This is a genomic window from Lysobacter arenosi (genome assembly GCF_016613475.2).
GTDB classification, from domain to species: Bacteria; Pseudomonadota; Gammaproteobacteria; order Xanthomonadales; family Xanthomonadaceae; genus Lysobacter_J; species Lysobacter_J arenosi.
This window is the reverse complement of record NZ_CP071517.1, coordinates 2517912-2530411: the sequence shown is the minus strand read 5'-3', so window position 1 is coordinate 2530411 and position 12500 is coordinate 2517912. Positions and strand designations below refer to the sequence as shown.

Annotated in this window: 9 protein-coding genes and 1 pseudogene; all 10 read left to right on the top strand. The window is 68.0% G+C overall.

What is annotated here, in order from left to right:
• Window positions 1-2: 2 nt before the first annotated feature.
• The 10 genes and pseudogenes from mrdA (at window position 3) to HIV01_RS11725 (ending at window position 12496) form a co-directional block, all read left to right on the top strand.
• Window positions 3-2055, top strand: a pseudogene (mrdA, locus tag HIV01_RS11770) (penicillin-binding protein 2).
• Window positions 2052-3164 carry a rod shape-determining protein RodA gene (gene rodA, locus HIV01_RS11765; protein ID WP_200607321.1) on the top strand — a complete coding sequence of 371 codons (1113 nt, stop codon included), beginning with the start codon at window positions 2052-2054 and terminating at the stop codon, window positions 3162-3164. The pseudogene mrdA and the gene rodA overlap by 4 nt, the downstream one beginning before the upstream one ends.
• Before the next feature lie 130 nt (window positions 3165-3294).
• Complete coding sequence (gene mltB, locus HIV01_RS11760; RefSeq protein WP_200607319.1) at window positions 3295-4455, top strand: lytic murein transglycosylase B; 1161 nt, start codon at window positions 3295-3297, stop codon at window positions 4453-4455.
• An 11-nt stretch (window positions 4456-4466) separates the two neighbouring features.
• Window positions 4467-5621 (top strand): septal ring lytic transglycosylase RlpA family protein, encoded by a 1155-nt coding sequence (locus tag HIV01_RS11755; RefSeq protein WP_245156788.1) that lies wholly within the window; start codon window positions 4467-4469, stop codon window positions 5619-5621.
• Window positions 5622-5694: 73 nt separating this feature from the next.
• Window positions 5695-6915 carry a D-alanyl-D-alanine carboxypeptidase family protein gene (locus HIV01_RS11750; RefSeq protein WP_200607317.1) on the top strand — a complete coding sequence of 407 codons (1221 nt, stop codon included), beginning with the start codon at window positions 5695-5697 and terminating at the stop codon, window positions 6913-6915.
• Between the two features lie 115 nt (window positions 6916-7030).
• Window positions 7031-7309: a DUF493 family protein gene (locus HIV01_RS11745; RefSeq protein ID WP_200607315.1), complete on the top strand. Its 279-nt coding sequence runs from the start codon at window positions 7031-7033 to the stop codon at window positions 7307-7309.
• Between the two features lie 68 nt (window positions 7310-7377).
• On the top strand, window positions 7378-8016 hold the full coding sequence (gene lipB / locus HIV01_RS11740; RefSeq protein ID WP_207526943.1) for a lipoyl(octanoyl) transferase LipB: 639 nt from the start codon (window positions 7378-7380) through the stop codon (window positions 8014-8016).
• Window positions 8017-8029: 13 nt separating this feature from the next.
• Window positions 8030-9046: a lipoyl synthase gene (lipA, locus tag HIV01_RS11735; RefSeq protein ID WP_200607311.1), complete on the top strand. Its 1017-nt coding sequence runs from the start codon at window positions 8030-8032 to the stop codon at window positions 9044-9046.
• A 300-nt stretch (window positions 9047-9346) separates the two neighbouring features.
• On the top strand, window positions 9347-11596 hold the full coding sequence (locus HIV01_RS11730; RefSeq protein ID WP_200607309.1) for a carboxy terminal-processing peptidase: 2250 nt from the start codon (window positions 9347-9349) through the stop codon (window positions 11594-11596).
• A gap of 69 nt (window positions 11597-11665) precedes the next feature.
• Window positions 11666-12496: a methylated-DNA--[protein]-cysteine S-methyltransferase gene (locus tag HIV01_RS11725; protein ID WP_200607308.1), complete on the top strand. Its 831-nt coding sequence runs from the start codon at window positions 11666-11668 to the stop codon at window positions 12494-12496.
• The last annotated feature ends 4 nt before the right edge of the window (window positions 12497-12500 follow it).

Below are 12500 nucleotides of genomic sequence, written 5' to 3'. Positions count from 1 at the left end.
CGATGGGTCCGCGTCGTCGCGTCCTCAAGAACGCCGCAGCCGAAGCCAACCAGTTCCGTCTGCGCTCCGCCATCGCCTTCACCTGCGTGTTGCTGGCGCTGGCCGGCCTGGGGCTGTGGTACTTCCGCCTGCAGGTGTGGCAGCACGCCGACTATGCGACGCGCTCGGAAGCCAACCGCATCAAGCTGCGGCCGGTGGTGCCCGGTCGCGGCCTGATCCTCGATCGCAAGGGCCGGGTGCTGGCCGACAACGTGCCGGCGTACCGCATCGAAGTGACGCCGTTCGAAGCCGGCAAGACAGAAACCTGGCTGCCGGACTTGGCCAAGGTCATCGCGCTGTCGCCCGAGGACATCGCCCGCTTCGAGGACGAGCGCCGCGCCACCCGCGGCTTCAAGCCGATCACGCTGAAGCTGCGGGTGAGCGAGGAGGAGGCCGCGCGCTTCGCCGTCGACCGCTGGCGCTATCCCGGCATCGACCTGGTGTCCTACCTCAATCGCCGTTACATGTACGGCGACCTGTTCTCGCACGTGATCGGCTACGTCGCGCGCATCGACGCCGACGACCTCAAGGCCCTCGGCGAGGGCGGCGCGGCGCTGACCCACATCGGCAAGACCGGGCTGGAGCGCTATTACGAGGAAGCGCTGCGCGGCAAGGTCGGCTACGAACAGATCGAGACCAACGTCGACGGCCGGCCGATGCGCCAGGTCGGCCATGTGCCCGCCACGCCGGGCGCCGACCTGCGCCTGAGCATCGACCTGGACCTGCAGCAGGCGATGGTCACCGCCTTCGGCGACATGGACGGATCGGCCGTTGCGCTCGATCCGCGCACCGGCGCGGTGCTGGGCATGGTCAGCCTGCCGGGCTACGACCCGAACCTGTTCGTCAACGGCATCTCCAACGTCGACTACCGCGCGCTGATGGACAACCCGTCGCGCCCGATGTTCAACCGCAACGTCCTCGGCGGTGGCCCGCCGGGTTCGACGGTGAAGCCGCTGATCGCACTGGCCGGCCTCGACAGCGGCCTGCGCCGTCCCGAGGACAAGGTGTTCTCGACCGGCACGTTCTACATTCCCGGCCAGCGCCGCGGCTGGCGCGACGCCCACGGCGGCGCCGGCTGGACCGACCTGCGCAAGTCGATCGCCGCGTCGGTGAACTTCTACTACTACAAGCTCGCCTACGACATGGGCATCGAGCGCTTCGACCAGTACATGCGCAAGTATGGATTCGGCGAACCGACCGGAATCGACCTGCTCGGCGAGAAGTCCGGCGTGGTGCCGTCGCCGGAATGGAAGCGCAAGCGCAGCAAGGAGCCGTGGTACGCCGGCGAGACCGTCAACGCCGGCATCGGCCAGGGTTACTGGATCGCCACGGTGCTGCAGCTCGCACGCGGCACCGCGGCCATCGCCAATGGCGGCGACCTGGGTCCGCCCGCACATCGTCGCCGACCGCCGCGACGGCTACCTGGCGCCGTGGGCGCCGCTGCAACAGCCCAAGCCCTCGCGCATCACCGACAACGCCAACAACCTGCGCGCGGTGCAGGAAGGAATGATGGCGACGATGGCCCCGGGTGGCACCGGCCGCGCGATGGCCGTGGGCGCGCCTTACCTGATGGCCGGCAAGACCGGCACCGCGCAGAAGATCAGCCGCAAGGGCAACATCAGCTTCGATCCGCACTCGTTGCCGTACCACCTGCGCCACCAGGCGCTGTTCGTCGGCTACGCGCCGGCTGACAACCCGACGATTGTCGTGGCGATCTCTGTCGAGCACGGCGGTTTCGGCGGCAGCACCGCCGCGCCGATCGCGCGCAAGATCTTCGACGCCTGGCTGCTGGGCAAAATGCCCGAGCCGGTGCCGACCGATCCCAAGCACCTGCGTCCGCCGCAACCGGTGGCCGAACTGCCGGCCGACACCATCGGCGCAACGGCACCCGTGCCCGTGGCTGCCGTGCCCACGGCGGCAGCGCCCCAGGGCGCGGTGCCCGCCGCAGTGCCCGCCCCGGTGCCGCCAACTTCTACCCCAGCAACCGCCAAGAGGGACGCAGGTCCGATCCGATGAGACAGATCCTGCGCTGGTTGTTCGACCTGCTCGTGCGCTTCATGCGCACGCTCGACCTGCCGTTGCTCGGCGCCATCCTCGCCCTGATGGTGATCGGCCTGGCCGTGCTCTACAGCGCCGCCGACCACGCCATCGGCCTGGTCGTCCGCCAGGGCGCTTTCTTCGTGGCCGGCCTGGGCATGATGTGGGTGTTGTCGCGGATCCCGCCGAACCAGCTGCGCAACTGGACGCCGTTTGTATTCGCACTGTCGCTGATACCGCTGATGCTGGTGCTGCTGATCGGCACCGGCAAGCACGGGCGCCACTGGATCAACCTGGGCGTGGTCTACGTGCAACCGGCGGAACTGCTCAAACTGAGCCTGCCGATGATGGTGGCCTGGTACCTCGACCGGCAGTCGCTGCCGCCGCGGTTCCGCACAGTGCTGATCGCCGGCCTGCTGATCGCGGTGCCGACCGGCCTGATCCTGATGCAGCCGGACTTCGGCACGGCGATGCTGGTCGCGGTCAGCGGTGCGTTCGCGCTGTACCTGGCCGGCCTGCCGTGGTGGTGGTTCGGCATGGCCTTCGGCGCGGTCGCGGCGATCGCGCCGGTCGCCTGGTTCTGGCTGCTGCGGCCGTACCAGCAGGATCGCATCCTGACCTTCCTCAACCCCGAGTCCGACCCGCTTGGCACTGGCTGGAACATCATCCAGTCGAAGATCGCCATCGGTGCTGGCGGCCTGACCGGCAAGGGCTGGGGGCAGGGTTCGCAGTCGCACCTGAACTACCTGCCCGAGCACACCACCGACTTCATCTTCGCCGTGCTCAGCGAAGAGTTCGGCTGGGTCGGCGTGGCCACCGTGCTGGCTTTGTACCTGTTCGTGATCGGCCGCTGCCTGTGGATCGCCGCCGAGGCCCGCGATGGCTACTCGCGCCTGATCGCCGGTGCACTTGGCCTGGCGTTCTGCGTCTACGTGATCGTCAACGGCGGCATGATCTCGGGCCTGCTGCCGGTGGTCGGCGTGCCGATGCCGCTGCTGAGCTATGGCGGCACATCGGCGGTGTCGCTGCTGGCGGGACTGGGCGTGGTGATGGCGGTGCGGGCGCATCGGCCGGTGTACGCGCGATAAGGGGTTGCCGCAGGGCGGGGAGAGGGGCGCTTGATCCCTTTCCCATTCAGGTACCCGAACCTGACTCCCGGTTCAGCCACCCCCGAACACACGGTTTTGACCTTCTTAAGTGCGTGCTACCCTCGCGGCGATGACCCGACGCCACACTCTCCGTAGCGCCGTGATCAGCGCGCTCCTGTTCGCGTTGGCCGGCTGCGCCACCCAAGCTTCGGCGCCAGCTCCCCAACAAACTCCCGCCAAACCCGCTGCCCCGGCCACTTCGGTTCCGGGTACGCCGGCGTTGCCCGAGCCGCACGAGCGCAAGGCGCTGCCGGAGGCGCGGGCCGCCTTCGTGCGCGACACCGCTGCCCAGTACGGCATCGACCCTGCCTACATCGAGTCGGTCCTGGACCGCGCCGAGATCCGCGACAGCATCATCGCCGCGATGTCCAGGCCGGCCGAGGCCAAGCCGTGGCGCGACTACCGGCCGATCTTCATCACCCAGTCGCGCATCGACGGCGGTCGCGCCTTCCTCGCCGAGCACCGTGCGCAGCTCGATCGCGCCCAGGCGCAGTACGGCGTGCCGGCGGAAGTGATCGTCTCGATCATTGGCGTGGAAACCAACTTCGGAAAGAACACCGGCAGCTATCCGGTGCTCGACGCGCTCTACACCCTGGCCTTTGCCTATCCGCGCACCGGCGATCCGGCCAAGGCCGACCGCGAGAATCGCCGCGAGGCGTTCTTCCGCGGCGAACTGGGCCAGCTGTTCGCGCTCGGCAAGGAAACCGGCCTGGACATCACCACGCTCAAGGGCAGCTATGCCGGCGCGATGGGCTGGGGGCAGTTCATGCCGTCGAGCTACCGCGAGTTTGCCGTCGATGGCAACGGTGACGGCAAGCGCGACCTGTTCAACAACCTCGACGACGTCTTTGCCTCGATCGCCAACTACTTCGCCAAGAAGGGCGGCTGGGTGCGCGGCGGGCCGGTCACGGTGCGCGCCAATGCCACCGTCGACGCCAAGCCCATCGATCCGGAAAACCTCGATCCGGTCTACTCGATGGACGACCTGGCCGCGCGCGGTTTCCGCCCGCTGACGCCGGTGTCGCCGGGCCAGACCGCCACGGTGGTCAAGCTCGACGGTGTCGACGGGCAGGAGTACTGGTTCGGCTTCCGCAATTACTACGCGATCACCCGCTACAACATCTCCAAGCACTACGCGATGGCGGTGTTCCAGCTGAGCGAGCTCATCGCCGGCCGCGCCAACGAACCCGTCGCCGCCACTGCCGCTGTCGTCGTCCCGCCCTCGCCATGAGGTCCACGGCCATGCATCGCAGCCTTGTCCGTTCAACGCTCGGCGCCATGCTGGCGTTGGGCCTGGTCGCCTGTGCCAGCGCGCCGAAGAAGTCCGTTTCCCAGCCCGCGGGCATCCCCGACAAGGGCGGCGTCCAGCACAGCAAGCTGCCCGACGGAAAGGGAAAGAAGAAGTCGCCGTATGCGCCGGCGCAGGAAGATCCGCGCACGCGTGGCAACTACACCGCCGGCGGCCTGTACAAGCCGGGCGTGTCCGACAGCACGCCCGAGCACGTGCCCGATGTCGATGCGATTCCCGAGCCGGAAGTGACCAACGAACCGCGCTCGGCGGTCGGCAACCGTGCGTCGTACACGGTGCTGGGCAAGCAATACAAAGTGCTCAACAGCACCAAGGGCTACGTCGAGAAGGGCACCGCCTCCTACTACGGCCAGAAATTCCACGGCCGTCGCACCTCCAACATGGAGGTGTACGACATGTACGCCTTCACTGCCGCGCACAAGACGCTGCCGCTGCCGAGCTTCGCCCGCGTCACCAACCTCGACAACGGCAAGTCGGTGGTGGTGCGGGTCAACGACCGCGGCCCGTTCCACGACGGGCGCGTGATCGACCTGAGTTACGCCGCAGCGGTCAAGCTGGGCATTACCGCGCGCGGCACCGGCCGCGTCGAAGTCCGCGCGCTGCAGCCGGGTGACGACGACCGGCCGGTACTCGCCTCGACGCCCGACCCCGCGCCGTCGCGGCCGGCCGATGCAAAGCCCACGCCGATCGACCGCCTGATCGCCGCGATGCCCGTCGCCACTGCCGCAGCCGGCGAGTTGCCGCCGGGCGTGCGCATCGCCACCGGCAAGCCGACCGTGCTGGGCAGCGCCGCCGCGGCCGTGGCAAGTGCGGCCACCGCGTCGCCGACCGCCGCGCCGGCGCCTGCCGGCAGCGGCGACGGCGTAGTCCTGCAGGTCGCCAGTTTCACCGCCCGTGCCAATGCCGACCGCGCGCTGACGACGCTGCGCCAGGCCGGCATCGACACCGCCCAGATCAGCGACGCCAGCGCAAACGGCCAGACCATCTGGCGCCTGCGCGTGGGCCCGCTCCAGGCCGCGCAGGCACCGGAACTTGCGGCCCGCATCGCCGGTCTTGGATTCGGCCAGCCCCAGCGCGTCCGCGACTGAAGCGTGCGCGAACTAGAATTCCACCCCTCAGACACTGGCCGGCACGTCGCCGGCCTCCGGAGCAGTTGAGACAATGAAAGTACCCGCTCTTGCCAGAGCCGCCGCACTGGCCGCGGTCACCACGCTGGTGACCGGCCTGGCCATCGCCCAGGCGCCGTCGCCGCAGCCCGCCGCACCCGCGCTGCCGGCCGCCAGCGATTCGCTGCCGGTTCCGCCGCCGCCGCAGATCACCGCCAGCGCGTGGGTGCTGATGGACGCCGCCAGCGGCAACATCCTGGCCGGCGAGAACTACGACCAGCGCGTCGAGCCGGCCAGCATCACCAAGGTCATGACCAGTTATGTCATTGCCGCCGAACTCGCCGCCGGCAAGGTCAAGGACACCGACCAGGTGATGATGAGCGAAAACGCCTGGCGCACCGGTGGCGCCGGCACCGACGGCAGCTACTCCGGCTTCGAGGTCAACAAGACCGCGCCGCTGGTGCAGATGGAAAAGGGCATGGTGGTGCAGTCCGGCAACGATGCCGCGATCGCCCTGGCCGAACACGTCGCCGGCTCGACCGACGCCTTCGCCGCGCTGATGAACCAGTACGCCGCGCGCATCGGCATGAAGGGCTCGCACTTCGTCAATCCGCACGGCCTGTCGGCCGAAGGCCATTACTCGACCGCGCACGACCTGGCCCTGCTCGGTCGCGCCCTGATCCACGATTACCCGGTCGCGTACTCGTACAACAAGATCAAGGAATTCACGGTCGGTCCGATCACCCAGCCCAACCGCAACCTGCTGCTGTGGCGTGATCCGTCGGTCGACGGCATCAAGACCGGCCACCACTCCGGCGCCGGCTACTGCCTGATGGCCTCGGCCATGCGTGGCGACCAGCGCCTGATCTCGGTGGTGATGGGTTCGAGCAGCGAGAACCAGCGCGCCGTCGATTCGCAGGCGTTGTTGAACTGGGGCTTCCGCTTCTTCGAGACGCACAAGCTCTACGACGTCGGCAAGCAGATCGCCAAGCAGAAGGTGTGGAAGGGCGCAGCCGACGAAGTCCAGCTCGGCGTCGCCGAGCCGCTGCTGGTGACCGTGCCGCGCGGCAAGTACAACCAGCTCAAGCCGATGATGGACGTGCCCAAGACCCTGGTCGCACCGATCGCCAAGGGCCAGAAGATCGGCACGGTGAAGGTGATGCTGGACGGCAAGGTGATCTCGCAGCGTCCGCTGGTGGCGATCAACGCCGTCGAGCAGGGTGGCTTCTTCAAGCGCCTGTGGGACGAGTTGTGGATGTGGTGGGAGTCGGAGTGATCCGACGCTGACTGCAGCAACAAGAAGCCGGCGAAAGCCGGCTTCTTCGTTTCAATCCCTTGCCCACGGCCCTGGAAGACTTGGGTTCCCCCACCCCCGGACCCATAATCGCCCCATGGAAATCAAATCCGACAACCCCGACCACGGCTTCCAGTTCCCCGGCACCTTCGAGCTCAGCGCCATGGGCGCGGCCGAGAAGGACCTGGAGACGGTGCTGCCGACGTTGCTGCTGGACGCCGGGATAGAAGTCGTCAACGAATCGGTCAGCTGGAAGCACTCCAGCAACGGCCGCTTCGTGTCGGTGCGCATCAGCTTCCGCGCCGAGAGCCGCGAGCAGTACGACCTGGCCCATGCGGTGCTGCGGGAGCATCCGGAAGTGAAGTGGACGCTCTGAGCGACGTGGACGTCCCGGCGGCCGAAACCCATCCCCTCGCCAGCCCTCCCGTCGCAGGGGAGGGGGCCATGCCTGCGGCCCTGATGAGGGATCTGGGTCGGCGCGCCTACGAGCCCGTCTGGCGCGCCATGCAGGCCTTCACCGACGAGCGCAGCGCCGACACACCCGACGAGCTGTGGCTGGTCGAGCACGATCCGGTGTTCACCCTTGGCCAGGCCGGCAAGGACGAGCACGTGCTGTTCGCCGGCGACATCCCGGTGCTGCACGTCGATCGCGGCGGCGAGGTGACCTACCACGGCCCCGGCCAGATCGTCCTGTACCCGCTGCTGGACCTGAAGCGGCTCAAGGTCGGCGTCAAGGAATACGTCCACCGGATCGAGCAGGCGATGATCGACACCCTGGCCGACTGGAACATCCACGCCGAGCGCCGCGAAGGCGCCCCGGGCGTGTACGTGAACGGGGCCAAGATCGGCGCGCTCGGCATCCGTGTCCGCCGCGGCTGCACCTTCCACGGCCTGGCCTTCAACATCGCCATGGACTTGGAACCCTTCGCGCGCATCAACCCGTGCGGCTACCAGGGGCTGAAAGTGACCTCGATGCTAGACTTGGGCGGCCCTTCGGGGCTGGACGCAGTCAAGCCGGTGCTCATCGGCCACGTCGCCCGCCAGTTCGGCCTGCAGGTCGAGCCCGCCGCTCCATCACCGTGATTTGCCCGCCCCCATGACCGACTCCACTGCCAAGTCCATCCCGCTCGCCATGGTCGGCGGCACTGCCGTGCCCGAGACCCTGCAACCGGGAGTGAAGCAGGTGGCGGGCGACAAGATCGCGCGCTCGCCGGTGCAGTTCGCCGATGCGCCGGTGCTGCGCAAGCCGTCATGGATCCGAGTGCGCATCCCGTCGGGCAACTCGGTGCAGCAGCTCAAGGCCAAGCTGCGCGAGAACCGCCTGGTGACGGTGTGCGAGGAAGCCAGCTGCCCGAACATCCACGAGTGCTTCAGCCACGGCACCGCGACCTTCATGATCCTCGGCGAGGTCTGCACCCGCCGCTGCAGCTTCTGCGACGTCGCCCACGGCCGGCCGAAGCCGCCCGATGCCGGCGAGCCGCTGAGCCTGGCGACGACCGTCGCCGACATGGGCCTGAAGTACGTCGTGGTCACCAGCGTCGACCGCGATGACCTGCGCGACGGCGGTGCCCAGCACTTCGTCGACTGCATCGCGGCGATCCGCGAGCACAGCCCGAAGACCCGGATCGAGGTGCTCACGCCCGACTTCCGCGGCAAGGGCCGCATGGAGCGCGCGCTGGAGATCCTCGCGACGAATCCGCCGGACGTGTTCAACCACAACGTCGAGACCGTGCCGGACCTGTACCGCAACGTCCGCCCCGGCGCCGACTACCAGTGGTCGCTGACCCTGCTGCAGAAGTTCAAGGCGCAGCACCCGAACGTGGCCACCAAGAGCGGCATCATGCTCGGCCTGGGCGAGACCATGGACCAGGTGCAGGCCACCCTGCGCGACCTGCGCGCGCATGACGTCGACATGATCACCATCGGCCAGTACCTGCAGCCCAGTGCCCACCACCATCCGGTGCTGCGCTACTGGACGCCGGAAGAGTTCAAGGAACTCGAGGTCTACGGCATGGCGCTGGGCTTCACCCACGTCGCCTCCGGCCCGCTGGTACGCTCGTCCTATCACGCCGACCGTTCGGCGATCGAAGCCGGCGTCGTCGCGGCCAACTGAGCCCGCGCGCCGCCTGGCGGCGTCACCTGTCTTTGACCGGCAAACCTGCAGCTTGGGTGGGTGCCGGCTTGCCCAATGCCCGTGTAACGCCACCCGTCGCCCAGCTGAACGCTTTTGGATGAACGGGCGTTTGTGCATGCCATGGCACGGTTTTTCCCACCCGTGGTGGGGTGACAGCCGCTGCAACTTTCGGCACTGTGGGGCTGTCGAACACCGGTCCATGCTGTCGGTTCATATGCTGTCCCGCGTCCGACGCCCCCCGCACCAAAGATCAGGCCGCCAGCGGCCGCGAGTCCCGCGATGAATGCCAAGACCACGTTATTCGCTTTCCTGCTGACCACACCGCTGGCATTGCTCGCGCAGTCCTCCGACAGCGTCGACAAGAAGACCACCCAGGTCGAGTTGCCGCAGCACGAGAAGCCGAGCCTGATCAAGTCGATGGAACCGTCGCCGCTGCCGCGCGCGCCGACCGCCGACCAGACCACCGCCGCCAAGCTCGTGTACGGGCTGCTCTCCGACAGCCGCTACGCCTATCGGCCGGTGGCGCTCGACGACACCCTGTCGGCCGACATCTACAAGCGTTACCTGGAGTCGCTCGACGGCGGCAAGCAGTTCCTGACCGCGCAGGACGTCGCCAAGTTCGACGTCTACAAGCTGAAGTTCGACGACGCCATCAAGAGTGGCGACCTCGACCCGGCCTACGCGATCTTCGCCACCTACAAGCAGCGCGTCGACCAGCGCGTGACCTATGCGCGCAACCTGCTCAAGCAGGACATGTTCGATTTCACCGGCAGCGACCGCTACGAGTACGACCGCGAGGACGCACCGTGGGCCACCGATGCCGCCGCGCTCGACACGCTGTGGAAGCAGTCGGTGCGCAATGACTACCTGCGCCTGAAGCTGGCCGGAAAGAAGCCCGACGACATCCGCAAGACGCTCGACAAGCGCTACGCCAACATGGGCAAGTCGATCGCCGAGCTGAAGGGCGAGGACGTCTTCCAGACCTTCCTCAACAGCTACGCCAATTCGGTCGATCCGCATACCGACTACTTCACCCCGAAGACCGCCGACAACTTCAACGTGTCGATGTCCCTGTCGCTCGAAGGCATCGGCGCGGTGCTGCAGAAGCAGGACGACGTGGTCGCGATCCGCGAGATCGTGCCCGGCGGCCCGGCCGGCAAGTCCAACAAGCTCAAGCCCGGTGACCGCGTGGTTGGCGTCGGCCAGGGCGAAAGCGGGGCGATGGAAGACGTGATCGGCTGGCGCATCGACGATGTCGTCGCCAAGATCCGCGGCGCCAAGGGCACCAAGGTGCGCCTGGACGTGATCCCGGCAGAGTCCACCCTCGACAGCCAGCCGCAGCGCATCGTGCTGGTGCGTGACAAGGTGCGCCTGGAAGACCAGGCCGCCAAGTCGAAGGTCATCACCATTCCCGCCGTCAACGGCGCGCCGCAGCAGCGCATCGGCGTGATCGAGCTGCCCGGCTTCTACCAGGACTTCGAAGGCCGCCGCAAGAACAGCGCCGACTACGCCTCGGCCACGCGTGACGTCGCCAAGCTGCTGACCAAGCTGCGCGAGGAGAAGGTCGAAGGCGTCGTGCTCGACCTGCGCAACAACGGTGGCGGCTCGCTCAACGAAGCCATCGAACTGACCGGTCTGTTCATCGACCGTGGCCCGGTCGTGCAGGTGCGCGAATCCGGCGGCCGCGTCAGCGTCGAAGGCGACAGCGACAGCGGCATTGCCTGGGAAGGTCCGCTCGCGGTGCTGATCAACCGTGGCTCGGCCTCGGCGTCGGAGATCTTCGCCGGCGCGATCCAGGACTACGGTCGTGGCCTGGTCATCGGCGAAACCAGCTTCGGCAAGGGCACGGTGCAGAACCTGGTCGACCTCGACCGCTGGCCGGCCAACGAGGAAGCGCGCTTTGGCCAGGTCAAGCTGACCATCGCCCAGTTCTTCCGCGTCAGCGGTGGTTCGACGCAGAACAAGGGCGTTGTGCCGGACATCTCGTTCCCGGTGTCGGTCGACGCCAGCGAGTACGGCGAAAGCACCTACGACAACGCGCTGCCGTGGACCCGCATCTCGGCGGTGCCGCACACCGCCTACGGCAACTTCGCACCGCTCCTGCCCAAGCTGGAGACCTTGCACGGCTCGCGCATCGCCAAGGACAAGGAGTTCCAGTGGTGGTCGGACGACGTCAACGAGTTCCGCGAGGAGCGCGCCAAGAAGTGGGTGAGCCTCAACGAGGCCGAGCGCCGCAGCGAGCGTGACCGCGACGACAACAAGCGCAAGCAGCGACAGGAAGAGCGCAAGGCGCTGGGCCTGGACTTGGATCCGCTGGCCGACGACTACAACGACGACGGCCTGTCGGCGAACGAGCGCGACATCGCCAAGGATGCCGAGCGCGAGAAGCTGGCCGAAAACCGTCCGGACCCGCTGCTGCGCGAATCGGCGGCAATCCTGGCCGACGCGGTGCACCTGCTCAACAACGATCGCCAGCTCTCGGCGCTGGTGCTGCCGACGGCGACGACGGCGGGGCACTGGGCGGACTGACCGCGGCGGCGCCATCGCCTGCAAGAAACGGATAGCGGGCGCCTCAGGGCGCCCGTTACGCTTTGGCCCATGAACACTGCCCGCCAACTCCGCGACAAGCTCGACCACGCCAGGCAACTGCTCGACGCCGGCGAGCCGACCCTGACCGACCTGGCTGCCACGGTCGGCCTGAGCGCCTCGCACCTGCAGCGCCAGTTCGGCGCGCGCTTCGGCCTCAGTCCGGCCGAATACCTGGCGCAGCGCAAGCTCGGCACGCTCAAGGTCGCACTGCGCGAAGGCAACGACGTCAGTGCCGCGCTGTACGACGCCGGCTACGGCTCACCCTCGCGCGTGTACGAAGGCGGCGCCGCCAAGCTGGGCATGACCCCCGCGCGCTATCGCGCCGGCGGCGCCGGCGAGCAGATCCGCTGGAGCATCGCCGCGACCGCGCTGGGGCAGGCCCTGGTGGCGACCACCGAACGCGGCGTGTGCATGATCGAACTGGGCGAGGATGCCGACGCGCTGGAAGCCCGCCTGCACGAGGAGTTTCCGCAGGCGCAGCTTGAGCGCGTCGATGCAGGTCGCGACGAGTTCCTCGCGCCGCGACTGCACTCGGTCGCCGACGCGCTGGCCGGCAAGCAGGCGCAGGTGCCGGTCGACCTGATCGGCACCGCGTTCCAGAAGAAGGTGTGGGACGCGCTGATGAAGATTCCGCGCGGCGAGACTCGCAGCTATGCCGAGGTCGCGCTTGCGATCGGGCAACCCCGCGCCACGCGCGCCGTCGCCAGCGCCTGTGCCGGCAATCACCTGGCGATCGTGGTGCCGTGCCATCGCGTGATTCGTGGCGATGGATCGCTGGGCGGCTATCGCTGGGGCCTGCCGATGAAGCAGAAGGTGTTGGCTCGCGAGAAGGCGGCGTAACGCC